The sequence below is a fragment of the Timonella sp. A28 genome (assembly GCF_051200815.1).
In the GTDB taxonomy this organism is placed as follows: domain Bacteria; phylum Actinomycetota; class Actinomycetes; order Actinomycetales; family Cellulomonadaceae; genus Timonella.
The window spans coordinates 1,186,773-1,211,887 of record NZ_CP195159.1 but is presented as its reverse complement, the minus strand read 5'-3'; the positions used below and the strand labels follow the sequence as shown (position 1 = coordinate 1,211,887).

At 50.8% G+C, this 25,115-nt stretch carries 20 protein-coding genes; 10 read left to right on the top strand and 10 right to left on the bottom strand.

All coding sequences use genetic code 11. The features are described from left to right. Genes ACR9EC_RS05675 through ACR9EC_RS05665 form a run of 3 tightly spaced genes read right to left on the bottom strand, consistent with a single transcriptional unit; the run spans position 1 to position 3,574 of the window. Positions 1-1,254, bottom strand: a complete 1,254-nt coding sequence (locus tag ACR9EC_RS05675; protein ID WP_435300517.1) for an AGE family epimerase/isomerase — start codon at positions 1,252-1,254, stop codon at positions 1-3. A 15-nt stretch (positions 1,255-1,269) separates the two neighbouring features. Next, a complete protein-coding gene (locus ACR9EC_RS05670) occupies positions 1,270-2,238 on the bottom strand; it encodes an acetylxylan esterase (RefSeq protein WP_435300516.1) in 969 nt (322 codons plus the stop codon). Positions 2,239-2,284: 46 nt separating this feature from the next. Continuing rightward, complete coding sequence (locus tag ACR9EC_RS05665; RefSeq protein ID WP_435300515.1) at positions 2,285-3,574, bottom strand: ROK family protein; 1,290 nt, start codon at positions 3,572-3,574, stop codon at positions 2,285-2,287. Positions 3,575-3,808: 234 nt separating this feature from the next. Between ACR9EC_RS05665 and ACR9EC_RS05660 the strand changes: the two genes are divergently transcribed. The 8 genes from ACR9EC_RS05660 to ACR9EC_RS05625 all read left to right on the top strand — a co-directional run bounded on the left by ACR9EC_RS05660 (position 3,809) and on the right by ACR9EC_RS05625 (position 16,507). After that, positions 3,809-6,439 carry a glycoside hydrolase family 2 protein gene (locus ACR9EC_RS05660; protein ID WP_435300514.1) on the top strand — a complete coding sequence of 877 codons (2,631 nt, stop codon included), beginning with the start codon at positions 3,809-3,811 and terminating at the stop codon, positions 6,437-6,439. Between the two features lie 6 nt (positions 6,440-6,445). Continuing rightward, positions 6,446-7,912: a GH1 family beta-glucosidase gene (locus ACR9EC_RS05655; protein ID WP_435300513.1), complete on the top strand. Its 1,467-nt coding sequence runs from the start codon at positions 6,446-6,448 to the stop codon at positions 7,910-7,912. 555 nt (positions 7,913-8,467) lie between these two features. Continuing rightward, positions 8,468-8,710 carry a glutaredoxin-like protein NrdH gene (nrdH, locus tag ACR9EC_RS05650; protein ID WP_435300512.1) on the top strand — a complete coding sequence of 81 codons (243 nt, stop codon included), beginning with the start codon at positions 8,468-8,470 and terminating at the stop codon, positions 8,708-8,710. A 237-nt stretch (positions 8,711-8,947) separates the two neighbouring features. Further along, positions 8,948-11,065 carry a class 1b ribonucleoside-diphosphate reductase subunit alpha gene (gene nrdE, locus ACR9EC_RS05645; RefSeq protein WP_435300617.1) on the top strand — a complete coding sequence of 706 codons (2,118 nt, stop codon included), beginning with the start codon at positions 8,948-8,950 and terminating at the stop codon, positions 11,063-11,065. A 167-nt stretch (positions 11,066-11,232) separates the two neighbouring features. Then, on the top strand, positions 11,233-12,210 hold the full coding sequence (nrdF, locus tag ACR9EC_RS05640) for a class 1b ribonucleoside-diphosphate reductase subunit beta (RefSeq protein WP_435300511.1): 978 nt from the start codon (positions 11,233-11,235) through the stop codon (positions 12,208-12,210). A gap of 264 nt (positions 12,211-12,474) precedes the next feature. After that, positions 12,475-14,352 carry a DUF262 domain-containing protein gene (locus ACR9EC_RS05635; RefSeq protein WP_435300510.1) on the top strand — a complete coding sequence of 626 codons (1,878 nt, stop codon included), beginning with the start codon at positions 12,475-12,477 and terminating at the stop codon, positions 14,350-14,352. A 59-nt stretch (positions 14,353-14,411) separates the two neighbouring features. After that, positions 14,412-15,122 (top strand): ATP-binding cassette domain-containing protein, encoded by a 711-nt coding sequence (locus tag ACR9EC_RS05630; protein ID WP_435300509.1) that lies wholly within the window; start codon positions 14,412-14,414, stop codon positions 15,120-15,122. Then, positions 15,119-16,507, top strand: a complete 1,389-nt coding sequence (locus ACR9EC_RS05625) for a hypothetical protein (RefSeq protein WP_435300508.1) — start codon at positions 15,119-15,121, stop codon at positions 16,505-16,507. The genes ACR9EC_RS05630 and ACR9EC_RS05625 overlap by 4 nt, the downstream gene beginning before the upstream one ends. 351 nt (positions 16,508-16,858) lie before the next feature. Here the strand turns inward: ACR9EC_RS05625 and ACR9EC_RS05620 are convergent, their stop codons facing one another. From ACR9EC_RS05620 to ACR9EC_RS05610, 3 genes are all read right to left on the bottom strand, one after another. Then, the gene (locus tag ACR9EC_RS05620; RefSeq protein WP_435300507.1) at positions 16,859-17,026 is read right to left on the bottom strand and encodes a hypothetical protein; all 168 of its coding nucleotides are present in this window, start codon (positions 17,024-17,026) and stop codon (positions 16,859-16,861) included. A 189-nt stretch (positions 17,027-17,215) separates the two neighbouring features. Further along, positions 17,216-17,614: a hypothetical protein gene (locus ACR9EC_RS05615; RefSeq protein WP_435300506.1), complete on the bottom strand. Its 399-nt coding sequence runs from the start codon at positions 17,612-17,614 to the stop codon at positions 17,216-17,218. A 137-nt stretch (positions 17,615-17,751) separates the two neighbouring features. Further along, positions 17,752-18,342 carry a DUF4386 domain-containing protein gene (locus tag ACR9EC_RS05610; RefSeq protein WP_435300505.1) on the bottom strand — a complete coding sequence of 197 codons (591 nt, stop codon included), beginning with the start codon at positions 18,340-18,342 and terminating at the stop codon, positions 17,752-17,754. A 136-nt stretch (positions 18,343-18,478) separates the two neighbouring features. Between ACR9EC_RS05610 and ACR9EC_RS05605 the strand changes: the two genes are divergently transcribed. Beyond that, positions 18,479-19,141 carry a TetR/AcrR family transcriptional regulator gene (locus ACR9EC_RS05605; protein WP_435300504.1) on the top strand — a complete coding sequence of 221 codons (663 nt, stop codon included), beginning with the start codon at positions 18,479-18,481 and terminating at the stop codon, positions 19,139-19,141. A 72-nt stretch (positions 19,142-19,213) separates the two neighbouring features. On the opposite strand, the gene ACR9EC_RS05600 is transcribed toward ACR9EC_RS05605, so the two are convergent. Continuing rightward, complete coding sequence (locus tag ACR9EC_RS05600; RefSeq protein WP_435300503.1) at positions 19,214-19,723, bottom strand: phosphoribosyltransferase; 510 nt, start codon at positions 19,721-19,723, stop codon at positions 19,214-19,216. 131 nt (positions 19,724-19,854) lie between these two features. After that, positions 19,855-20,862: an FKBP-type peptidyl-prolyl cis-trans isomerase gene (locus ACR9EC_RS05595; RefSeq protein ID WP_435300502.1), complete on the bottom strand. Its 1,008-nt coding sequence runs from the start codon at positions 20,860-20,862 to the stop codon at positions 19,855-19,857. A gap of 560 nt (positions 20,863-21,422) precedes the next feature. Here ACR9EC_RS05595 and ACR9EC_RS05590 point away from each other — a divergent pair. Then, positions 21,423-22,208, top strand: a complete 786-nt coding sequence (locus tag ACR9EC_RS05590; protein ID WP_435300501.1) for an alpha/beta fold hydrolase — start codon at positions 21,423-21,425, stop codon at positions 22,206-22,208. Between the two features lie 14 nt (positions 22,209-22,222). On the opposite strand, the gene ACR9EC_RS05585 is transcribed toward ACR9EC_RS05590, so the two are convergent. Beyond that, positions 22,223-22,693 carry a hypothetical protein gene (locus tag ACR9EC_RS05585; protein ID WP_435300500.1) on the bottom strand — a complete coding sequence of 157 codons (471 nt, stop codon included), beginning with the start codon at positions 22,691-22,693 and terminating at the stop codon, positions 22,223-22,225. Positions 22,694-22,708: 15 nt separating this feature from the next. Further along, positions 22,709-25,078 (bottom strand): DivIVA domain-containing protein, encoded by a 2,370-nt coding sequence (locus tag ACR9EC_RS05580; RefSeq protein WP_435300499.1) that lies wholly within the window; start codon positions 25,076-25,078, stop codon positions 22,709-22,711. Between the last annotated feature and the right edge of the window lie 37 nt (positions 25,079-25,115).

The following is a 25,115-nucleotide window of genomic DNA, read 5'->3' as shown; positions in this document are numbered from 1 at the left end:
CTAGCGAGACGATAATGCTGTTGCAAGTGTTGGTTGTAGTGGCAGTCGGGGAATAAGCATGGCTTGGAAAGCGTGATAGATGTCTGGTTTTCCATGCCACACGGCAGCTGCAGGTTGATTGGTTACGTCAAGTTCGTGATGCCACGACCCGTATGTTTCGTCAATGAAAAAGTCTTGTGCATGGCGCACCCATTTTTCGTAGTCGACGGCATAGTTGGCTTGTCCGGTTGCGGTGTAGAGGGCTGCAGCTGCTGCGATCGCTTCAGCTACCACCCAATGCATTCGGGTTTCTACGACAGGGTTACCTGACCAATCCGTTGTATAGACCAGCCCGTATGCGCCTTGGCTGCTAGGCTGCCAGCCGTCTTGGGTGGCGCGGTCATAAAGGCGTGTTGCAGTGTCGAGCAGCCACGGGTGCGTTCCTGTGCCGTATGTGGCGTCGAGGTGTGCGAGAAGTCGTGCCCATTCGATGCCGTGTCCAACAGTCGCCCCAAATGGTTTGAACTGGTCGTCGGGTTTATCTGCGTTGAGGTCGAGCAGCGGTAACCACGCAGCATCGAAATGTTCGGGGAGTCGATAGTTATGGTCGGGCGCCCACCGGTCAGCAACATGTTGGGCGATTCTCAGTGCGCGGTCATGCCACATGCTGTTTCCGGTAACGTCGCCGGCGGCAAGAAGAGCTTCAACTGCATGCATATTTGCATTCAAGCCACGGTATGGGTCAAGTAGCGACCAGTCAGCATTCCATTCGTCAACGTGTAAACCTGTTGTCGGTTCGAAGAAGCGACGATCTAAAATCTCGAGTGCTTCTGTGAGGAGTTCTTCGCTGCCAGGTATGTTTGCGCGTACACCCGAGCTTGCGGCGAGGACCACGAACGCATGTGCATAGCAGCTTTTGGTGGTGTCAGCGTTGCCGTCGTTGGGGCGTGCGGGGATTGACGCATACCATCCACCGTTGACGTCGTCGTGCAAAGTGGTGCGTAACGCAGTGATGGCTTGTGCTGCTATGTGCTGCGCTCCTGCATAGTTGAGGAGTGTCCCAATGGAGTAGACGTGTGCCATACGGCAGGTGATCCACGTGTGTATGCGAGCCGTATAGTCGAGTGTGCCTTGGACGGTAAGCCACCCTGCACCACGTCCTTCAACCATGCAGTTCTCGCCGAATGAGAGTAGAGCGCGGGTTTGTTCGTCGAGCCATTGTTGGTGGCTTGGTGTAGCCCATAGTGGCGTGCGTGTTGAGTCGTTGCTAGGCATAAGGAAATCCAATGTTTAGAGGTGTGAGCGCAGCCAAGAAAGTTGTTTCACAACCTGATGAAATTGGCCGCCTTCATGCTGGTTGTAGGGGTAAACTTCGATGTTTTTATTGGCATGGTTGTAGACGTTGTAAGCGCTGAAAACCGTTGAAGGAGGACACACGTCGTCCATGAGTGCAACGGAGAAGAGCGCGGGCGATGCAGCACGACGCGCAAAGTTCACACCATCAAAATATGACAGCGTGTGTAGTGCTTGTGTGCCATGAGTGCGATGTACTGAGAGATAACGCGTAATTTCGTGGTACGGGTCAGAATCTGTGATCGCAAGTGCGCGCGCAAAGTTATTCAGGAAGGGAACATCAGGCATAGTTGCCGTTACATCAGGGACAAGCCCCGCCACCGCGAGCGCTATGCCACCACCTTGGCTTGCGCCTGTAACTGTTATGCGTGTTGGGTCGATGACGTTTAGTGTGCGAGCGGCTTCTACTGCGCGCACAGCGTCGGTGTAGAGCCTGCGGTAGTAGTACTGTTCTGGGTCGAGGATGCCTCGGGTCATCACACCAGATGCTGCGGGGTCAGAACCGTGTGTGTCAGGGGTTGTTCCGCCAGATCCCCAGTGAGAGCCTTGCCCGCGAGTGTCCATGAGTAAGTGCGCGTATCCGGCGTTAGCCCAGATGAGGTGTTCTTGCGCGAAGCCGCGACCGCCACCGTAGCCTTGAAATTGTATGACTGCGGGCATTGGGGTTGTGTGACCTGCAGGAATGTTCAGCCACGCTTTAATCCGGTCGCCGTTAAAACCAGAGAATTCAACATCATATGATTCGACGAGGGTGAGTCCGGTGTCGACGCGTGTGAGTTGTACGTTGAGGTCGTGGCCGCGTGCTTGTGTGAGTGTGTCGTTCCAGAACGTATCAAAGTCGTCGGGTTCACGAACGTCGGGAACATAGGTGTGGAGCTGTTCGAGGGGAAGATCAAAGAACGCCATGTGTGGACCAATCTTGACGAAGCGGTTGGACGGTTAAGGATGAATGTCACGTGTGTGTTGGAGTGGATAAGGTGCTGATTTCGTTTTCGATGCCTGACCATCCTGCAGCGGAAGCGAGTTGTGCGCTGCGTTCGGGTACGAACTCGTTTTGTAAGACGAGGGCGGCGGCTCCTATAGCGGCGGCTGTTTCAGCGGTTTGAGATAAGCGAACGTCAACGTGATGGCGTGATCGCGCGAAGAAAGATTCGTTGAGTACGTGCGTGATTGCGGGAAGGTAAATGTCGCCTGCTGCAGCAAAACTTGGCCCGGTGAGTACGAGCATGCGTAGGTCGAACAGATTTGCGATAGTGTGTGCGGCTGCCGCAATATATCGTGCGGAATCTTTGAGGAGTTGTTGAGCGTGTTCGTTGCCGTGTTGTGCGGCTGCTGCGATGAGGGCAAAGTCGTGGGCGATGGAGGTGCTGTTTTCTGTTGCAGAAAGCCCAAAATCGCGAATGTTCTCGCGGCGTGCACGCGCTTGTGTAACTACTGCGGCGGGGCCTGCTAAAACTTCAACGCATCCGTGCATTCCACACCAGCACAGTGGGCCATCTATTGAGACTGTTGTGTGCCCAATTTCGCCTGCGTTTCCACTTGCGCCATGAAAAGGTGATCCGCCTATAAGGAGGCCAGCTCCTAATCCAGTGCCGAGGTAGAGGGAAGCAAAGTCTCCTTCGTGGTCTGTTCCTCCTGACCAGTACTCGCCGATTGCTGCGGCTGTCGCATCATTTTCGAGGAATACGGGCAGGCTTGTTGCGTGTGCTAGTTCGGTATCGAGGGGAAAGTCTTCCCAACTTTTCATAAACGGTGGTGTGAGTTGCATTCCTGCAGCAGAAGTAAGCGGTCCAGGTGAGACGAGGCCAAGACCTAACACTTTGCTGAATGGGATGCCGGCTTCTTTAACGAATTCGGTTACTTCGTCGGAGATTCGTACGACGACGTCATGTGGGGGAGTAGCTAACGCGCCGGCCCGTTTCATATTGGCGATGGGTGTGCCAACTAGATTCACTAAAACGTAGGTTACAGCGGCATGGTCGAGATGTATTCCTATCGCGTAGCGAGCTTCAGCGTTGAGTTGCAGGAGGACGCGTGGTTTACCGCCGGTAGATTCTGCTCGTCCTATCTCAGTCACTAAGTCAGCTGTGATGAGTTTACGAACGACAGTTGAAATGGTCGCTGCTGTCAGGCCGGTAACGGTGGTGAGTCCAGAACGACTTATTGTGCCGGCGGCTCTGATGGCATCCAAAATGATGGAGGCGCTTCGTGTCCGTGGGGAAACGTGAGTAGGGGCGTCCACAAGAAAACCTTTGCAACAAGTTGGTTATGAGATGAAAAGCAAGGGGCCGAGGAACAACCCTTGACTTACTTTATTCAGTTGATTAAGAATGTTTCAAGAGGTGTTTGAATTTCTCTAACATGCAGCCAACCCGCCACAAAAATCACCGAAGATTTCTACGGCACCGCCAACACCTCCACGCCTAACAAAGCGACACATACCGCGCGCGCACCTTCATCAACAGGAGCTGTACCCATGATCTCCCAAGAACTGCACACAGGGTGGACACTACGCCACCTCGCCGGAGAAGCCCCCGCAGCAATCACGCAACAAGTGATACCAGCCCACGTTCCAGGAACAGTTCACACAGACCTCCTCAAAGCCGGACTCATCAACGACCCATACGTAGGCATGGAAGAAAAAGCACTCGAATGGGTCCACAAGACAGCATGGTGCTACGAAACAACCTTCCACACACACGAAGCGCTCGCAGGGGAGCGCATTGATCTTGCCTGCGATGGGCTAGACACAGTTGCACGGATCATGGTGAACGGTCACGATGTTGCGAGAACCTACAATCAGCACCGATCGTATCGATTCGATGTGGCTCCTTACCTACGTGCAGGAGACAACACGTTACGTATCGAGTTTTCCTCAGCCCTTGAATACGCGTGGCAGCAGGCAGAAGAAATAACCATTCGTCCACGCGCATACGACCACCCATTTAACATGGTGCGCAAAATGGCCTGCTCATTTGGCTGGGACTGGGGGCCAGACCTACAAACCGCAGGTATTTGGAAGCCAATACGTCTCGAACGGTGGAGCCACGTAAGAGCCACCTCGACACGCACCCTCGTCACCGTAGACGAGATCGGAACAGGGCACATCGACCTCATCATGGATCTCGAGTGGGCCACACCATCAGAAAAACAGCCCGCAGAACTTACACTGCAACTAGCCGCAGCACACGGCATCAATGACATCGCCGTCACCACAACAGTCAACCCTGGCGCAGCAACAGCAACAGCACGACTCAGCGTTCCCAACGCACCACTGTGGTGGCCCGCCGGATACGGCGAACACCCCTTGTTCAACATCACGGCTGAACTATCCAGCTCACGTGAAACACGCGCCTGCTATGAACGACGCATCGGCTTTCGAACAGTTGAAATAAACACCACCCTAGACGAACACGGCACCCCCTTTACCCTGCGTGTCAACGGCACAGATATCTTCGTCAAAGGCGCAAACTGGATTCCCGACGACCACCTCTTAACCCGAATAACCCGTGACCGCATAGAACGACGAGTAGACCAAGCCCTTTACGCACACATGAACTTACTGCGCGTGTGGGGCGGAGGGATCTACGAAACCGAAGACTTCTACGATGTGTGCGACGAACGCGGAATCATGGTGTGGCAAGACTTCCTCCTCGCCTGCGCCGCATACCCAGAAGAAGAACCGTTCTACACAGAATTTGAGGCTGAAGCCCGAGACAACGTCGCACGGCTTACCCCACACCCATCCCTTGTCGTCTGGAATGGTGGAAACGAAAACTTGTGGGGCTTCCTCGACTGGAACTGGCAAAAAGACCTCGTCGGCCTAACTTGGGGATACAACTACTACACGGATCTTTTCCCCAAAATCGTGGCAGAGCTTGACCCCACCCGCCCATACTGTGACGGTAGCCCGTACTCGCCAGGATTCATGGCAGAACTAGAACAAGGGCACGCTAGCGTACACCCGAACGACCAGCATCATGGCACACGTCATGAATGGGAGGTATGGAACCGCCAAGACTACCTCACCCACCTCGACTACATTCCGCGGTTCTGTTCAGAGTTCGGCCACCAAGGCCCACCCACATGGGCAACACTCACCCGATCGATATCGCCCGAAGGTAGAAACAAAGAAACCGCCGAGTTTCTGCTGCACCAAAAAGCCGGGGACGGAAACGCCAAACTCGATAAAGGCGCCGCACCACACCTGCCGCAAGTATCCGACTTTGAAGAGTGGAACTGGGTCACCCAACTCAACCAAGCCCACTCCGTTGCTTTCGGTATCGAACACTTCCGCAGTTTCTGGCCTTATTCAGCGGGCTCAATCGTCTGGCAACTCAACGACTGCTGGCCCGTAACCTCATGGGCCGCCGTGGACGGCGACGAACGCGAAAAACCACTCCTGTTTGCTTTGCGCCACGCATACGCGCCACGCATGATCACCATCAAGCCACGCGGCCCAGTCATCGGTGCAGGTCAAGGCGCGGTAAGCGCAGCCGTTGACGCAGCGTTTGGTGAAGACCTCCCTAACGGACGAACCGCATTAGGGCGCCCCACCGCCATACTGATCAACGACACAGACGAAACCTGGAGCGGAACAGTCGTGGTAACGCGAGAAAACCTTGCAGGCACCCCACAAGCAACCTATAAAACCGACGTACACGTTGCCCCTCGCTCAGTACACGAGGTAGACATCCCAGAAGACCTGCTCGCTACCGAACAGCCAACACGTGAAGTACTCGTCGCACAATTAGACGCACATCGTTGTTTCCACTACTTCACAGAACTAAAAAACCTTGAACTGCAACCAGACGCAGCTACTTGGCAGGTTACAGATAAAAGCAAAAAGGACGGACTGCACAGCGTAGAGATAGCAGTGTCCGCGTCCTCTCTACTAGTCGACAGCACACTGCTAGTCGATCGGCTTGACCCGTATGCACGCATTGATGACCAACTCGTCACGTTACGAGCCGGAGAAACAATGCGGTTCACCGTAGACACAACCCTCAACGCGGAACGCATCGAACAAGAACTCAACAATCCAGACACGGCCCATTCTGTAGTGCGGTCAGTAAACAACATACGTACACACCACCTAGGTGTTTAAGGAGACATGACAATGACGCATGCACGCCAATTCCCTCAAGATTTTGTGTGGGGATCAGCAACCGCTGCATACCAAATTGAAGGAGCCGCACACGAAGGTGGACGAGGCCCCTCAATCTGGGACACTTTCTCTCGCGTCCCTGGCCGTGTACTCAACGGCGATACCGGTGACGTCGCAGACGACCACTACCACCGATGGCAAGAAGACATCGCGCACATGCGTGCCATGGGGCTCGACGCCTACCGGTTTTCCATTTCATGGCCACGCGTGCAGCCGGGCGGCAGCGGGGATTTCAACCCTGAAGGAATCGCCTTCTACAAGAACCTTGTCAAAGGGTTACTTGCCGCAGGAATAAAGCCTGTTGTCACCTTGTATCACTGGGATCTGCCGCAAGAACTAGAAGACAACGGTGGCTGGACCAACCGACAAACAGCAATCCAATTCGGGCATTATGCGCGTCGCATGGCTCAAGAACTCGGCCATGACATTGACACCTGGACCACACTGAACGAACCATGGTGCGCAGCCTATCTCGGATACGCGTCAGGTGTGCACGCCCCAGGGCGAACGGATGAACGAGAAGCGCTGCAAGCAGTACACCACTTGAACCTTGCACATGGCCTTGCAGGTCGTGCTATTCGAGAGGAACTAGGGGCAGAGACAAAACTTTCAGTCACACTGAACTTGCAAGTTATTCGGGTGCAGAACCCCGACGATCCTGCCGATCGTGATGTTTTTCGTCGTATCGACGGCATCGGAAACCGGGTTTTCCTAGAACCAATGCTGGAAGGGAAATATCCAGCAGATGTTCTTGAAGACACCAAGCACATAACAACGTGGGACTTTATTCAAGACGGCGACGAAGACATCATTAATGTTCCGTTAGATGTGCTGGGTGTTAACTACTACTGCACAGGATTGGCACGCGCGCTACGTGACGGTGAAGACGAACACGAAGCTCGTGAAAACGAAGGCCACGGAACAACCTCGCACAGCCCATGGGTAGGGATTTCTGGAGTGAAGTGGCTGCCGTTGGACGAGCCATACACTGCGATGGGATGGAATATTGACCCGAGTGGCATGACTGAATTGCTGCTCGACTTACATAAAAAATATCCCCACCAACCATTGATGGTGACCGAAAACGGGGCTGCTTTTGACGATGTCGTCGTTGACGGTCGTGTTCATGACGTTGAACGCGTCGCATACCTGCACGACCATATTGCTGCCGTGCATGAAGCGCGAGAGCAAGGCGCAGATGTACGAGGATATTTTGCGTGGTCCTTACTCGATAATTTCGAGTGGGCTTTAGGATACGACCGGCGATTTGGCATCATTCGTGTTGACTACGATTCGCTGCAGCGCACTTGGAAAGACTCCGCTTTTTGGTATCGCAGCCTCGTGCAGACCTCTACTATTCCTACCGTAGAGAGCATCGAATACGTTGATGTTGAGGTGCCAGAAACCGCATAGTTTGGTTACGTCAATGACACGCCGAGTGGCCTTTTTCACCCCACTAATTTTGGGGTGAAAGCTTCCGGTTATCCACCGCCCTGTGGATGAGCAGTGCACAGGGCGGTGGATATTTTTTTGCTCTTTTTACCCCCGTACGTGAGTGGCCCGTGCCATACCTTGAGGTGTCAAAAATGGATGACAAATTTTTCTAGTCGGTCGTTTTGCAGCCGTTGGTTGGCGGATTCTCAACGAATGTCAGAGGGTGCTAGGAGAATCGTAAAACTAGTTATTTTTTCGACGATATGAAAGAGGCAAAGATTTTTGCAGACCTAGCTTTTTTATGGTGACTGCTGATTGGGAACTTCTCCACAGGCTTGTCCACATGGCTTGTGGGTTAAGTGTGGCGATGAAAACACGAAACGCAACACCTAGGGGTCGATTCAGCGATTGGCACTAGGTATAGTGGTTGCACGCGGTCAGCCGCACAACAGCTTTAGGTTCCACAACGAAACCACAAAACCGTAGTTTCACCATTGTTATTAGTTCAACCCCCACATGCGAGGAGCGTCAAACATGAGCGTTACCGTTTACAGCAAGCCACAGTGTGTTCAATGTGATGCTACCTACCGAGCCCTCGATAAAAAGGGCATCGAGTACACAGTCATCGACATCACTCAAGACCCTGCGGCACTAGAAATGGTCCGCGAGCTTGGACACCTTCAAGCACCCGTGGTCGTAGCCGGCGACAACCACTGGTCCGGCTTCCGCCCAGACCAAATCTCGAAGCTCGCAGCAACTGTAACTGCACACGCTTAAACACGTGCAGCCGGGGTGCCCGGCTGCACCACAGTTCCCATACCCGCAACCCGGGAACAATCCACACACCAGAGAAGCAACAACAACGGCGTTGTGTGCATCTCTCACAGCAATAAAACTTATGCCACGCAGTCCACGCTATACGCAGACGCGTGCCGTTAAACCACACATCGTGAATGTTCACAACACAACTGAAGGACTGAATCAATTTTGGCTACGTCAATCGCAGATTCCGGCATGAACACACAGCTGGACTATCACGCGTTGAATGCGATGCTCAACTTGTATGGACCGGACGGAGAAATCCAGTTCGAAAAAGACAGGGAAGCCGCACGACAGTACTTCTTGCAACACGTGAACCAAAACACGGTGTTCTTCCACAGCTTAGACGAAAAACTCGACTACCTCATCGAGAACAAATACTACGATCCAGAAGTCCTCAACCAATACGATCGAGGATTCATCAAATCCCTCTTCGACTATGCATACTCGAAGAAGTTCCGGTTTGAAACCTTCCTTGGTGCATTCAAGTACTACACCTCATATACGCTTAAAACTTTTGACGGCAAACGCTACCTCGAACGTTTTGAAGACCGCGTATCTATGGTTGCTTTAACACTTGCTGCAGGCGACGAACAATTCGCGCTAGACATGGTTGAAGAAATCATTTCGGGACGATTCCAGCCTGCAACACCAACGTTCTTGAACTCAGGTAAAGCCCAACGTGGTGAGCCAGTATCCTGCTTCCTGCTGCGCATGGAAGACAACATGGAATCCATTTCACGCGGTATCAACTCATCCTTGCAGTTGTCCAAGCGTGGTGGCGGTGTTGCATTGCTGCTATCAAACCTGCGTGAACTAGGTGCACCAATCAAGCACATTGAAAACCAGTCCTCAGGTGTCATTCCAGTCATGAAACTACTGGAAGACTCCTTCTCGTACGCGAACCAGCTGGGCGCACGTCAAGGTGCCGGTGCAGTGTATTTGCACGCACACCACCCAGACATCATGCGTTTCTTGGACACCAAGCGCGAAAACGCAGACGAGAAAATCCGCATCAAAACTTTGTCGCTCGGTGTCGTTATCCCTGACATCACGTTCGAGCTCGCGAAAAAGAACGAGGACATGTACTTGTTCTCGCCATACGACGTGGAACGCGTGTACGGAGTACCTTTCGCTGACATTTCAGTGACAGAAAAGTACAACGAAATGGTTGACGATGCACGCATCCGGAAAACCAAAATTAAAGCGCGTGACTTCTTCCAAACGCTAGCGGAACTTCAATTTGAGTCGGGTTACCCGTACATCATGTTTGAAGACACCGTAAACAAAGCCAACCCTGTTGCCGGTAAAGTCACTCACTCAAACTTGTGCTCAGAAATCCTGCAAGTTTCAACACCATCGACATACAATCTTGACTTGTCATACGACCACATCGGCCGTGACATTTCCTGCAACCTCGGTTCCATGAACATTGCCAAAGCAATGGACTCCGAAGACTTCGGCAAGACTGTAGAAACCGCGATCCGCGCGTTAACAGCAGTAGCCACCCAAACATCCATTGACTCGGTTCCATCCGTGAAACGAGCCAACGATCTAGGGCACGCCATCGGTCTTGGACAAATGAACCTGCACGGCTACCTTGCCCGCGAACGCGTACATTATGGCTCTGAAGAAGGCATCGACTTCACGTCGATTTACTTCTACACGGTTGCATACCACGCTATTAAAGCCTCAAACGTTTTAGCGATGGAACGTGACACCAAGTTCTACAACTTTGAAAACTCCAAATACGCCACTGGTGAATACTTTGACAAGTACACCGAACGCGTATGGGAGCCAAAGACTGAGCGTGTGCGCGAAATTTTTGCTGAAGCTGGCGTGAAAATCCCAACCCAAGCGGACTGGGCGCAACTCAAAGCATCCGTTATGGAACACGGGTTGTACAACCAAAACTTGCAGGCAGTGCCACCCACGGGTTCAATCTCGTACATTAACAACTCGACGTCTTCAATCCACCCGGTTGCATCACGTATCGAAATTCGTAAAGAAGGAAAGATCGGCCGCGTCTACTACCCGGCTCCTTACCTCACCAACGACAACCTCGACTACTACGAGGACGCATACGAGATCGGCTACGAGAAGATCATCGACACGTATGCGGCAGCTACCGAACACATCGACCAGGGCTTGTCTTTGACGTTGTTCTTCAAGGACACTGCAACGACCCGCGATGTGAACCGTGCGCAAATCTATGCATGGCGTAAGGGAATCAAAACCTTGTATTACATTCGTGTGCGTCAACTAGCACTCGAAGGAACCGAAGTCGAAGGCTGCGTTTCCTGCATGCTGTAGTCCTATGACTGGTGGGTGTGTGCCGAATAGATCGTGCTCACACCCACACCGTCATTTACATCTCACTCATTCGAAACACCACATCGAGTCTTTAGAATCAATGTGGCAGTAAGCCGTTACGTTCCATAAAACTGCCCTAAAAACTTGGGCGATGGCAGGGAGAAGCAATGTCCACCGGAAAGCTGAAGCTGATTGACCGGGTCAGCGCGATCAACTGGAACCGCATCGAGGACGAGAAAGACCTCGAAGTGTGGGACCGTCTCGTTGGTAACTTCTGGCTTCCTGAAAAGGTGCCCGTATCAAACGACATTCAGTCGTGGCACACACTGACACCGCAGGAACAAGAACTCACCACACGCGTATTCACAGGCTTGACCCTGCTGGACACCATCCAAGGGACAGTCGGTGCGGTTTCGCTCATCCCAGACGCTTTAACACCGCACGAAGAAGCCGTCATGACAAATATTGCGTTCATGGAATCCGTACACGCAAAGTCATACTCGTCGATCTTCTCCACACTGATTTCAACTCAAGAAATTGATGATGCTTTCCGCTGGTCTGAGGAAAACCCTTACCTGCAAAAGAAAGCCGAGATCGTTCTCGACTACTACCGCGGTGACGACCCACTGAAGCGTAAAGTCGCCTCGACAATGCTTGAGTCGTTCTTGTTCTATTCGGGTTTCTACCTGCCGATGTACTGGTCGAGCCACGCGAAACTCACCAACACGGCAGACCTCATTCGCCTTATCATCCGCGACGAGGCAGTACACGGTTACTACATCGGGTACAAGTACCAAAAAGGTTTGGAACTCGAAACGCAGGAACGCCGCGACGAGTTGAAAGCCTACACGTTTGAGCTTCTGTTTGAACTGTACGAAAACGAAGTGAGCTACACCGAATCACTGTATGACGGTGTTGGACTAACCGAGGACGTTAAAAAGTTCTTGCGTTACAACGCAAACAAAGCTCTCCTGAACCTCGGATATGAAGGCTTGTTCCCTAAGGATGAGACCGACGTAAACCCAGCAATTTTGTCTGCACTGTCACCTAACGCTGACGAAAACCACGACTTCTTCTCAGGTTCTGGTTCGTCGTACGTGATTGGTAAAGCAGTCGTTACTGAAGACGAAGACTGGGACTTCTAAAACTCTTTGGAAGACCAGCCATAAAAGGGCTTGGAACTACAGGTTTCTGTAGTTCCAAGCCCTTTTTGATGCGTCCTGCCTCGCTTAAAGCACTCCTCTAGGCAATAAGTAGAGGAAAATCGAAAAGCCCCTTATGTTCTAGACCAGCATAAACGTCTATTCAACCGGTTATATCGCCGATATCATTGGCATTCAAAGTGTGAAGTTATCGTTAAATAATGTGCTTTAGCGAAATAGCGTTTTTATGTAGAAAGTAACTGGTCGATGCAGCAACCGAGTAAAGCAACCGCTACTGAACTGTTCGAGGGACGTAAACACTATGTGATTCCTGCATATCAGCGGCCATACGTGTGGAATGAAGAGGATCAGTGGGCGCCGCTGTGGGACGATATTCAACGCGTTGCCGAGAGCCACCTAGTGGATTCTGCTAGGCCTATCAAAAGCCATTTTCTGGGTGCAGTTGTGTTCGAGTTGCTTCAAGCAGGAAGCGCCGCGATTACTGAACTTGATGTTATTGATGGTCAGCAGCGCCTTACTACGTTGCAGGTTGTGCTTGATGCGGTGCAAAGTGTGCTCCACAGTAGTGGGCACGAGGAGGACGCAGAGCGCCTTGAGGAACTCATCCTCAATAAACAATCTGTTTATCGAGGAACCCCGCAACGTTTTAAACTGTGGCCTTCTCAAGCTAACCGCGCTGAATTCGTTCATGCGATGGATCCGCAGGAACCTAATCCGGTAGAGCCGGGGCAGATCCAAGGGGCACACGACTTCTTTAGTGCCGAAGCAGAACGCTGGATTTCAGGACGTCCCGATGGAGATGGTGAGGAACCGCCAGGAACCGCGGCAGAACGTGCAGAGCAGTTGGCTGAAACTCTCGCTAGTCGTCTCGTCGTCGTTGCGATTGACCTCACTGGTGACGATGATGCGCAACTGATTTTTGAGACGTTGAACGATCGCGGTACTCCTTTGCTGAAAGCAGACTTAATTAAAAACTGGGTTTTTCGGCACGGACGGAAAATCGGAGCAGACGTTGACAAGTGGTCACGTACTCTGTGGGAAGATTTCGATACGGAGTGGTGGCGTGAAGAGATCACTCAGGGTCGTTTGAGTCGCTCACGTGTCGATATTTTCTTGCACTACTGGCTTACGATGCGGTTACGAGACGAAGTGAAAGCTGAGCTCGTTTTTCGCACGTTCGTCGACTACGCGAGGCCGTTCATGGCTACTCCTGCGACCGCTGAGAAGTTCTTAACTGAAATGCGCGTTGACGCTGATGTTTACCGCGGTTTCGGGCAATTGGACGCAGAGACTGCCGCAGGAAAGTTCCGCACTCGGATCATTGAAACGATGGAACTTGCTGCCACGACACCTGTATTTTTGTGGGCTATTTCGCCAAACCATAAGCTTCCAGACGAGCAAATTGAGACGGGTCTTGCGGCGCTTGAGAGCTGGATAGTGCGACGCACACTTTTACAGATGACCTCTAAGGACTTGAACAAACTGGTTGTAGCGTTATTGAAAGCACTTTCATCAGTGGATTCGGATCAAGCTGGTTTTAAGATTCGCTCATTTTTGTCACAGCAGACATCACACACTCGCGTATGGCCAAGCGATGAGGAATTCATTTCAGAAGTTGGTTCAAAACGGTTGTATGGCTATATCAAACAGAACCGTATCGTTGTCGTGTTGCGTGCTGTTGAAGAGTACAAGCGTGAACAAGACACACGATATGGTGAGGTGCCTTTGCCATCTTCGATGTCGATAGAGCATGTGATGCCGAAGAAGTGGCGTGAGCACTGGGCTCCTGCAACCCCTTTTACAAATGAGCAAGAACAGTATCGTGACAGGGTTATACACACGCTCGGCAATTTAACGATTATTCCTCAAGCATTGAATTCATCGCTTTCTAACCTGCCATGGACCGACGAAGAAGCGCAGGAAATGTCGCACGGCGGACAATCTGGTCGAGGCAAGTGGAGTATTTTGAGTCAGTTCAACTTGCAGGTGTTAAACAAAGAAATTCTTGAACACCAGCAGCTTTGGACCGAACAAAACATTGAAGAACGTTCCGATGAACTTGCACGGGTGATTGCCAAGATCTGGCAAGGTCCTGATGCAAGTGTTCAAGGCAGCGAACAATAACGTAGCAGAATAACGCTTCTCAAGGTTTAACTTCTTTTCAAGCAATAAGAAGGTAGTGCGTGCATATTTCATTGACAGACCTGTCAGTTAAAAGAAATAAACGATTAGTTTTATCGGATGTAAACTCCACTCTTGAAGGACCTCTTGACGTCATACTTGGTCTAAATGGCGTAGGTAAATCCACATTATTGCAAGCATTATGTGGGTTTTTACGTTCAGGCGGTGAAATAGTTTTTGATGGGCAGCCGCTTACTCGAAAAACGTTGAAGTCACATAGGCGCGTAATTGGTTATGCGCCACAATCGGCAAAATGGCCGGGAACCATGAAAGTAGAAAACTTTTTATGGTATGTGGCCAATATGCGCGCAGTGCATTCGTCTGAAATTAGTGTAAGAATTACTGAAGTTTTGAAGATATCTGGTCTTGTTGAGAAAAGAGCAGAGTGTGTGAGTAGGTTATCTGGCGGTCAAAAACGTAGGTTGTCGCTGGCCCAAGCGTTAATTCATGATCCTAACGTTCTTATCCTTGATGAACCAACATCAGAACTTGATCCAGTTTTCACGGGAGAGTTCTCCAAAACGTTACATTCTTTGCAACAAAACATGCATGTTGTTGTAACGACTCAGTCTCTTGAAGATGCTTTTTCCTGGGGAGGTACAAACCACGTCCTTACCGCCAATGGTCTTCTTACTGTTCCTCCTTTAGCCGCTGGTGAAAGTTATGAGGCGCACAGTGCGCATTTAAGAACATTTATGAGTGGTCTGAAATGAAGGAAAAAGACAAAAAGTTAAAGAGAATGACTCAAAGGTTCACCACTGATGCTTGGTTAGCGGCGTGGGCTACATTCTTTACAGGTGTTGTAATTTTTGTATCATTAACTTTTGCGGATCAAGATGTTGATATGTGGAAGCAATACTCGCTGTGGGCATGGTCAAAGCCACTAGGTTCTTTTTTGCTTTTTCTTCCTGTAGTATCAGCGACTGCTGCATGGGTGGTATCGCGGCACTTAGATAAACATAATGAACCATGGCGTCACACGCTCCCACATCCACAGCGGCACGTATATATTCACGTTCTTCCACTTTTATTATTAATAATTATTCTACTTTTTCTCGTTAATCTACGAGTAGCGTTCCTTGTCTCATCGGAGACGCATGAGTATTCGGTCGCGCTGGCGTATTCGATTTCGACACAATGTATAAGCGTCTTGATAGCCATAACTTTCGGTTTGATGGTCGCGACAATATGGATTTCACGATGGTCTGCGCTTGCCGCTTTCTTGGCGTCACTCGTACTCTTTGCTGGGGTGTTTGTAGAACACTCACCTTTTGCTGTTGATGGACGAGGGAACGTCAGTGCAGGCTATATTCCTAGCTGGTCATTTCTTGTTGCAAGAGCGCTTTTGCTGTGCGGGATAGTTCTTGTGCTGTATGCAGTACTGCGCAGAAATGATCTTGTTTTGTATAGACGTAAACTGGTTTTCCAAGTAATTCCTATGCTTATCGGAATCGCCTGTGTGGCAGCATCATTCTCACTTGTATCAGGAAAATATGATCAAGTTGCAGACGTGAATGCTGAATCAAATGTGTGTAAAAAGAATGATTCAGGGTTCGAAGTTTGTGTTTTGCCAGAAAATAAGTGGCTGTTGGAAAAGTATTTCCAACAATATGAAGATAACTTCACAGCATTTACAAAGTTCGGAATAGATACACCTAAATTATATAGTCAACTTACTCCGCATCAGTCAGTGTCATATCAGTCGGGTCAAGCGGTTCATTCTGCCGGAGTTTTATACTTTGAAGTTCTTCCAAAAGAAGCTGAAAGTATCGCTGTTGACCCTTACTTCCCTTTATGTTCTGCGGAAAGCACAGCTGAAGATTTCGAAAGCGAAAAACCTGCGCTCGAATATTTTGGACTAGAGGTTATAGCTTCTTGGCTGCTTATTAATCACATGGAAATATCAGGTGAAGCGCGTTCTTCAGTAGAAGCAAATTCTAATGAAGACATTATTCGCTATCTGACTAGTGTGGGAGATGAAAAATCTGCAGCAGTTGTTGAAAATCTAATTAATTCGGGGTCTGTATGCAACATGCAATCATATGAAATTGAATATGATAAATTTAATAATTGGATAAAAGAAGATTCGGAAAGATAAAATGCGGATTTTTGTGCAATCTCTCCAAGGTGCGTCCGCTTTTTTTATGTGGAAAGGTGTTGCTCTTCTTATCGTTGGAGGTTTAGTTATGCATGTAGTCGGAGGGGCTCGACGTTTGACTGCCTTTGAATCCTTTTCGGGAGGTCAGAGTCTGTTCGTCGCAGCGATCGGATCTTTCTTTTTTTGTGGTGCAGTAATGCTAGCTTGTTCGCCATCGATTCCTCTTGCATTATTGTTGCCAGCGGTTTCACCTAGAATCGTTTTTGGTGTAGTTATATTTTCTTCCGCAACAGTATTACTGCTTATTAGCTGGTTTTTTGCAGCCTTTGACGATAACGGCCTCAGCCTTACCTACTCATGGGCAATATCCGGAGGGATCGGAATGTTGGCTACTGGAATTTTTCGTGACCAGTCCATGCGAATGTTAGCGGTCTCGTTTTTGTGCACTGGCTCAATGATTATTCCCATGGTGTTTCCAGATGCAGGATTAGCGTATGCCTTCAGCGTTAGTGCTGTCATGGCGGGTCCTGTTTTCCCAGCTGTAACCCTTGTTTTCTGCGCCTTCTTATGGCTGACCGGTGGACTCTTACTCATGCGACAAGTCGACTATGAGAAATGATTGGAACTACAGAATCCTGTAGTTCCAAGCCCTTTTTGATCCTCGTGAGCGGGTGAGGGAAATAATTAGAGTCAGTTGTTGCGTTTTATCTACTGGGTATTAACCCAATCGGTGTCCTGCCATGCCGACGTTAAGGCGAGATCCGTCCAGATGTCTGGGTTGGACGGGTCATTTCCTGCAAAAAGCCAAGCTGCTGTAACGCCATCAATGGTTGTCGGCGTCGAGGAATCATCATTCGTGCATTGAGTTGACGCACTTGTTGAAGGTGCAACGCATAGTTGGACAGGGAAATCTTCCAGTGTTTTTGACACGAACATTAACTGATATGACGTGTCGCCCGAGCTTGTTGTGGAAGCTGAGATCGAGTCGTACCGCCACCCCTCTGGGATGGTGCGAGGGACAAGCATCGTATCTTGTCCGACAACTCTGCTGATAGCAGTAGTTGGAGGCGCAGAGTTTTCGGGTGTGCACGCCGAAAGAGAACACATAAATATTCCAATTATGACTAAACTTCGGGTAGTGCTCATCATTGACTTAGGTTACAAGAAAATAACCCACAGCCTCGCCTGCTAGGTGAAGGTCGTAGTGGCCGCATTGTGCAAAAACAGGGTTGCATCAATGCAGGTCAGGCGTGCTCCGTGGCTATCGTTTGCTGGTTTTTGTTAGAAACAGGGCGTACACCTTTGACGATTAGCCAGACGAGCAAAACGATTTCTCCAACAAAGGTGAACTCGCCAAGAGACAACGACGTGTTTTGAGCGAGTGCCACATTCACGGCATCAAATAGATAGCCTGCCCCAGCAATGGCAACAAGAATGCCAAGCCAAGTGGGAAATTCAGTTCCGCGGACAAGTGCAAGTCCAACAAGAACAAGATGGACGCCAAAGACGAATAAACCCATGTCCCATATTGCTTGGAAGCGTTCAACATCCGAGTCGCCAACTAGATGCCCTGCGGACGTGACAAAAATTGCCGCATACGCGATTCGCATGGCTGAAGCGCAACTAGCAAGAAAAGCTCCGCTCTGTAAAAGCACACTATAGAGAGCAACAGCGACAAGAATGTCTAGGGCGGCCACGATGAGAACCGTGAGAGCTGTTATGTGGAGGTTGCCTGCGGGTAGAGCGACGAGTAAACCAAAAGGGGAGATGATCGCCATGATCGCGAGAGAAAATCCAGCGATGAGAGACGCTGTGCGAAAAGGTAGAGCATTCATTGCAAGGATTTCCGTTCTTTAAGCACTGAGAGTATGTGGTTGTTTTGAACCCTGGGTGTGGCAAGTGCACGTGAACCTGACCGTAATACTGTCGTGTCACATAAAGTTATCGTACTAAGTACGATAACATGATTTTATGGTTCCAAGAGCGCCCAGAAACTCATTAACGAAAGAACGAATCCTTAAAGGTGCACTCGAATTAGCTGACTTGCACGGACTCGACGCTTTAACAATTCGAGGTCTCGCCGTTCACCTAGGCGTGCGGCCCATGTCGATCTACCACTACATAGCCACAAAAGATAGACTGCTGGACGCATTAGTGGATGTCGTGTTCGAAGAACTGCACACCCCAAACGAGACAGGGGACTGGAAGAACGAATTAGCACTTCGAGCCCACTCCATGCGCGCAGCCCTCTCACGTCATGCGTGGGCACTTGCGGTGATGGAAACGAGAACAGACCCTGGCCCAACCACACTCGCAAACCACGAAGCAGTGCTAGTTGTGCTGCGCACAGCAGGGTTTAGTGTCGCGCATGCAGGGCACGCGTACGCAATTCTTGACGCGTTCGTTTACGGGTTTGCGCTACAGGACCTCATGCTGCGTACAGCAGGTCTCGATACCTCAGCGCAAGAACTCCATGAAGGAATAAACCTAAATGAATATCCGCGCATTAATGAACTCGCTATGTATCACGTGGAAGCAGCAAACTATCCGCTCGACGCATCCTTCGACATTGGTTTGAGTATCACGCTGGACGGAATCGAAAAGTTCCTTCTCGATGGTGCGGGAACTGGGTAAAACAAACGTGGGTGGCACATCTGAAAGATGTGCCACCCACGTTATTAAGAAGGTAGAGAGCCGAGAAAACAACTAGGCATCGATGGAATGATCATGACCAATTGGAGGAAGCGCAGACCACGGGAAGGTAATCCACTCGTCGGTGTCTTTCCACGAATAGTCAGGAACAATAATCGAACGAGGTTTCGTGTACAGCACAGCGCTGCGTGCGTCGGATCCTTGACGAGCAAGCATGTTCATAACAAGTTGTAAGGTGCGTCCAGAGTCGGCAACATCGTCAACAACGAGTACTTTTTGGCCGGGTAATTCGGCAGTATCCATCAATGGCGGCAGTATGCGAGGGTCAGTCAAGGTTTCACCGATGTCTGTGTAAAACTCAACGTTCATGGTTCCTACGCCTTTTGTGCCTAGCGCATAGGCCATTGCTCCACCAGGGACAAGACCGCCGCGGGCAATAGCAACTACCACGTCAGGTTCGAACCCTGAATCAACAACTTTGTGCGCGAGCTCGCGGGTAGCGGTGCCAAACTCTTCCCACGAGAGCACCTCACGGATGCCATTTTCAGTCATAATCTCTGCCATGTAATAACAGTAGTCTTTTTGCCAAGTCTCATTGTGCTTACACGGTGAGATTTTCACGACTTAATAATGTGGCATAACAAAAGTGGGTGCTCAGCGTATTGCTGAACACCCACTTTTACGAGACTGTTACGTCAGTTAGTGGCAATCAAATCGACGACGAAGATAAGGTCACCTAGGGGTCGATTTTGTTCGTCAAACCCGGTGCCCTCGCCGTATCCCATGTCACCAGGGATGATGAGCAAGACTTGGCTGCCTAGTTTTTGTCCAGACAAGCCTTCTGTCCAGCCCTTGATAACACCGTTAAGTGGGAAAGGCGTAGGCAAGCCTGTCTGACTATCCCAGGACGAATCAAACTGGGATCCGTCGATCTGCCAGCCGGTGTAGTGGGCGTGTAAGTAACTTTCTTCGGTGAGGGTAGCGCCGTCACCTTCCTTGAGGACAACAACTTGGAGCTCGTCAGTGCCCTTGTAATCCTTAGGGATCTCGATGGAAGGTTTGTGTGCTTCGTCGAGTGTCACCTTAGGTAGGGAAGCATCATCAACTTTTTTGTCTGTTCCCGTTGCCCATGGGCGCTGAGTGTCAACAATCTCGATGATGACGAGGCCGCCCTCGGAAGCAGGCGCGCCAGTTGCTTCGTCTGCCTCTTGTGGAGGAATACCAAAAGTTAGCCACGCTCCGACTTTTTGCCCCTCAAGCGCTCGTACGATTTGAGGAACTGTTTGTATGCCCGAGTTAATGAGCGTGCCGGGGGCCTTCATGTCATAGGTGGACTCAGTGATTTTTCCGTCTTTATCTACGGAGGACATGTTGGCAGTGAGATAGTCGCCATTCAAAATCTCTTCGCCTTCACCCGGTACAACGACACGTGCTGCAGTGGTGCTGAGCTTTGTGAGGTCAGCATCGACCTTGATGTCAGTAGGCGCTTTGCCATCTTTGCCCGCGGTGAACGTTACGCCTTCTAAAATCTTTGCGTCTTCTGGGGTTGTCGGTGTGAGATCAGCGTTGCTTGGTTGGGAAGACGACTGGCTAGGCGTTGGGTTTTCCTTTTCGTCTTCTTTGTTATCAGAAGAGCAGCCAGCAAGAACCAGGGCAGAGGCGACAGCAACCGCAGTCAACCCTCGCAGTGGGCGGAATTTCACAGCTTAATCCTTCTCATCGAGAGAGGCTCGTCAGTGCAACATAGATATGGCGGCACATACGGAACCAACATGACACGTATTTTCTGAGGTTCAACGACATTACGCTGTGATAACTCTCAGAAAAACTGTTCTTAACCGTGACCACCCTATACCGAGTTTCTGGACGCTAACTGAGCACTCGCGCATAAGTGCGTGGAATGGTGATACCTTCGGCTGCGTAACTAGCCGATTCTGCGATTGCTGCTCTCTCAAGGCAAAATAGAAGGATGCCACGCTCACGTCGATCCATGAAGCGACCATACAATGTAGAACACCGTGAATTAAACATGGATAGTGCGACAGGTGGGCGCCGCAATATAGAACGTCGCGGAGATAGTTGGACTGTACAAAACATTCGTTCCAGCGATAAAACATACACATGCCCAGGTTGCCAGCACCCTATTACTCCAGGCACACCACATGTGGTCGCTTGGGCACATGAATCTTTGTTTGGGCGTGAGGCTGCGCTAGCAGATCGTCGACACTGGCACACTCGATGCTGGAACAGTCAGGAGTAAAACATGACCGATGAACTACACGTCACGCAGTATGCCACCGGCTCAGGAGCAGGAACTTTAGTGTTGCTGCATGGGTTTCCTGTAGACCATCGAATGTGGGATGCATGTGCACAATATATAGACCCAGAATGGCGCGTTTTAGGCGTTGATTTACCGGGGCTTGGGCGTTCAGCGCACACACTTCCAACAGACACCACAATGGATCGCTCCGCTACACATGTTTTTCGTGCAATCAGGGCATACACATCAGAACCAGTAGTGCTTGCTGGACTATCCATGGGCGGATATGTGGCGCAAGCAGCCCTGAACCTGTTTAGCAAAGATATTCACGGTCTTATTCTGCTTGATACACGGTCTCAAGCGGACACAGAAACCGCAGTTGAGAATCGACTGCGAATCGCAGAACAAGCCCTACGCGAAGGTTCGTCCGCCGTAGTGTTAGGAATGGCGAGCGCTACGCTATCTCCAGAAACAGTCGCCGTGCGTTCAGAAATCGTTGCATACATGCGCGGGCTCATAGAGTCACAAACACCGCAAGGTATCGCGTGGAGTCAACGAGCGATGGCTTGCCGTGCAGATTCCAGTGAAACCCTTGCACAATGGGAAAAACCGAGCCTTCTTATTGTGGGAGAAGACGACGAAATCTCGCCGGCAGAAGTCATGGCAGATATCGCCGCAACGATGCCTAATGCACGACTTGAAAAGATCCCTCATGCAGGTCATATGGCACCCGTGGAGCAGCCGCGCGCTGTCGCGCATGCCATCAACACATATTTAGGGACCCTATAACCTGCGTCGACTGGTCAGTAATTCTCTGGATGTAAAAGACGATCGATAGCTTCTGTAAGGTCGAGGGATTCACCATCGCGACCCCCAAGGCCTAATACAAGTGGTGGATCGCTTGGTGTGGGCTGAACCCCGGTAAATCGGCCAAGCACAGAATCTTGAACACTCAACACATAAAAATTGCCTTCTGTGTCGACTGCGACCGAACGATTCTGTTTGAGATACCAGCCGAACAGATTAGTTTTATAGCGGGTTTTTCCCTTATAGCCGCGAGCTGTTAAACGACTAGGTTCTAACCCAGCATCTGAAGCTGCTGCAATAAAAGTCAGCAGTAATTCGCGGGCTTGTGCAGTTTCCCGTGCTTGACGGCGTGCTAGCTCTTCTGCTTGATGTTGAGCGTGTTCAGTGCGCTGAGCACGCCATGTGGCAGCAGAATCCTCTGCTGCCACATGGCGTGTTGACTCGCTCGGTAGATTATTTACCGACATACGTATTCTCTAGCCTTACTTAGAAGAACCAGATGCGTTGTTACCATTCTCAACGCCAGGTATTTTCATGCCTGCTGTTGCTGAGAGTGGTGCTGGCCGTCCAGTTGCTTTTTTACGGGCTGCTTGGGCTGGAGTTTCAGACGAGCGATTAGGACGCGAAGGATCTTGTGCGCCTGCCATTTCGGCTTCTTCTGCAAGGATTTCTTCTTCTAAGGCTGCGTCTTCTTCAGCTTCGAGCGCATCTAAATCAACTTTAGGTGCAGGTACTTGCTTGACCTGCTGGGTAGCAGTGTCGTCCTGTTCCTTGCCTTCTGGGGAAGAGATGATGTCCTCTTCTACCTGGGGTGCGTCGTCGTGTGCAGTGTCGTGAGCCTCTGGCGTTGGTGCCTCTTCAGAAACATGTTCTTCGCTGTCGGTCTCTACCTCAGCTGGTGTGTCTGCACTGGCTGCCTCGTTACGAGGTTCACTCGATTCTTCTACCGTGTCAGTAGCTGATTCTTCATCGCTTTCGAGTGGTTCTTCGTCGATGGGAGCGGACGCTAAAGTAACCTCTTCGTCTTCGTCATCAGCGAGGTCGTGAGTAGCTGCTGTGTGTGCCGCATTTTCTTCTTGCGCAGCAACAAAGTTCTCCTCAACGAGGGCAACCTTCTCTAAGGTTTCCTGGTTAGGGATAGATTCTGAGGCAAGGATGGAGCGTAACTCGTCGAGGTAGATAGAGATAGATTCTCGTTGTTTGTTGAGATCATCAACTTGACGCTGTGCCGTTGAGACTTGACGTCCTATCGTGAGCTGGGTCGACTCGGTGATGTCCTTTGCTTTGTCGCGGGCTGCAGTGAGCAGTTCGTCCGCGGCTGCGCGAGCCTGATCGGTTGTTTCGCGTGCGTATGCGTCCGAATCACGACGAATTTGTTCGAACTTGGTTAGAGCGTCAGCGGCTCGGCGTTCTGCTTCTGCCGCGTGGGTTTCTGCGTCTGCAATAAGCTGATCGGTTTCAGATTTTGTGCGTACGTGTAGTTCTGTGTCGGCGAGCTGTGCTTGTTCGTGTCGCTGTGCGATGTCTAGTTCTGCTTGAGCAAGAAGTTTGCGTGCGTCGTCAAGCATGACGGTTGATTCTTCGCGTGCTTTTGTCACGAATTCGCTTGCGGTGCGCTGCGCAGTGGCTACGTGACTTTCTGCTTCAAGACGAGCCGCTTCTTTGAGTTCTGCGATTTCGCGTGCCGTAGATTCGCGTAGTTCGTGAGCGGCGCGTTCGGTGCTGGAGCGTAGCTCGTTTGCTTCACGTGTGGTTGTTTCACGTAAATGGGAGGAATCTAGTTTCGCTGATTCGAGATATTCGTTAGCTTCGCGCTCAGTGGTGGCTTTTAGTTCGGCTAATTCTTGTTCGACTGCACGACGTTGGTTGTCGATTTCTGTTGTGGCGGCTACCCGCAGCGCTGAGATTTCGTTTTCTGTTGTTTGGCGCAGTGCGAGGAGTTCACGTTCGAGTTCTACGCGGTGTTCTTCTGCTTGCTTTGCCATGGTGGCGCGTAGTGCTGCTGCCGCGGACTCAGTGGTGTGCCGGAGGTGAGATGTTTCGCGTTCTGTGGTTGCGCGTAGTTCTGCAGCGTATTCATCAACTTCTGCGCGTAGTGCAGCGGTGTCAGCTGCGGTTTTGTGACGCAACGCTGTGGTTTCAGATTCAGCGGAGGAACGCAGATCTGTAACGTAAATTTCGGTTTCTTCACGCAGCTGGGTTGTTTCTTCGTAGGTGCGTGCTTTGAGTTCTTCAACTTCACGTTCTGCATGTACGCGAAGTTCTGTGATTTCGCGTTCTGTGGTGGCTTTTAATGTGCCAAGCGTGCGTTCAAGAGTGGTGCGTCGCTCTGTTTCTTCAGTGGTGATTGCAGTTGAGATACGAGCTGCTTCGCGTTCAGCAGAACCGACGAGTTCTTCGGCGCGTCGTTCAGCAGAAACGATCGTTGTTTCCGCAGAGTTCGCTGCAGAGGAGCGTACTTCTTCAGCTTCGCGACGAGCTGCACCAAGAATGTCTGCTGCTTCTGATTCTGCGCGTGCACGTAATTGTGCTGCGGCTGATTCTGCGCGGTGTGTAACTTCGTGAGCATGCGTTTCTGCCTGCGAGATGACGTCACTTGACTGTTCTTCTGCAGACCGCATGAGTTGCTCAATGCGCGATCCAAGGCCGGAATATGAAGGTCGTTCGGTTTCGTTGAGGCGTTGTGTTAAGTCCGTGAGTGACGCCGCAAGTGAGTTTTTTTCGGCAGCGAGTTGCGTGATGGTTTGTGACGCAGACGCTATTTGTTCTTCTAGAGAGTGAATACGACCGTCAACCTGTGTACGATCGTATCCACGCATGACTACAGGGAATGAGGGACGGTCTTCAGACACGTGTTGCCTCCGTGAAGGGTGCGGGATCGGGTGTTCT

What these genes read in the sequence shown, in the direction of transcription:
- ACR9EC_RS05590 (WP_435300501.1), top strand. Translation starts at nt 21,423, where the DNA reads ATGACCGATGAACTACACGTCACGCAGTATGCCACCGGCTCAGGAGCA.
- ACR9EC_RS05585 (WP_435300500.1), bottom strand. Translation starts at nt 22,693, where the DNA reads ATGTCGGTAAATAATCTACCGAGCGAGTCAACACGCCATGTGGCAGCA.
- ACR9EC_RS05615 (WP_435300506.1), bottom strand. Translation starts at nt 17,614, where the DNA reads ATGTGTTCTCTTTCGGCGTGCACACCCGAAAACTCTGCGCCTCCAACT.
- ACR9EC_RS05635 (WP_435300510.1), top strand. Translation starts at nt 12,475, where the DNA reads ATGCAGCAACCGAGTAAAGCAACCGCTACTGAACTGTTCGAGGGACGT.
- ACR9EC_RS05600 (WP_435300503.1), bottom strand. Translation starts at nt 19,723, where the DNA reads ATGGCAGAGATTATGACTGAAAATGGCATCCGTGAGGTGCTCTCGTGG.
- nrdH (WP_435300512.1), top strand. Translation starts at nt 8,468, where the DNA reads ATGAGCGTTACCGTTTACAGCAAGCCACAGTGTGTTCAATGTGATGCT.
- ACR9EC_RS05670 (WP_435300516.1), bottom strand. Translation starts at nt 2,238, where the DNA reads ATGGCGTTCTTTGATCTTCCCCTCGAACAGCTCCACACCTATGTTCCC.
- ACR9EC_RS05625 (WP_435300508.1), top strand. Translation starts at nt 15,119, where the DNA reads ATGAAGGAAAAAGACAAAAAGTTAAAGAGAATGACTCAAAGGTTCACC.
- ACR9EC_RS05655 (WP_435300513.1), top strand. Translation starts at nt 6,446, where the DNA reads ATGACAATGACGCATGCACGCCAATTCCCTCAAGATTTTGTGTGGGGA.
- ACR9EC_RS05675 (WP_435300517.1), bottom strand. Translation starts at nt 1,254, where the DNA reads ATGCCTAGCAACGACTCAACACGCACGCCACTATGGGCTACACCAAGC.
- nrdE (WP_435300617.1), top strand. Translation starts at nt 8,948, where the DNA reads ATGAACACACAGCTGGACTATCACGCGTTGAATGCGATGCTCAACTTG.
- ACR9EC_RS05605 (WP_435300504.1), top strand. Translation starts at nt 18,479, where the DNA reads ATGGTTCCAAGAGCGCCCAGAAACTCATTAACGAAAGAACGAATCCTT.
- nrdF (WP_435300511.1), top strand. Translation starts at nt 11,233, where the DNA reads ATGTCCACCGGAAAGCTGAAGCTGATTGACCGGGTCAGCGCGATCAAC.
- ACR9EC_RS05660 (WP_435300514.1), top strand. Translation starts at nt 3,809, where the DNA reads ATGATCTCCCAAGAACTGCACACAGGGTGGACACTACGCCACCTCGCC.
- ACR9EC_RS05620 (WP_435300507.1), bottom strand. Translation starts at nt 17,026, where the DNA reads ATGACAGCACTAACGCTGAAGGCATACGCTAATCCTGCATCTGGAAAC.
- ACR9EC_RS05610 (WP_435300505.1), bottom strand. Translation starts at nt 18,342, where the DNA reads ATGAATGCTCTACCTTTTCGCACAGCGTCTCTCATCGCTGGATTTTCT.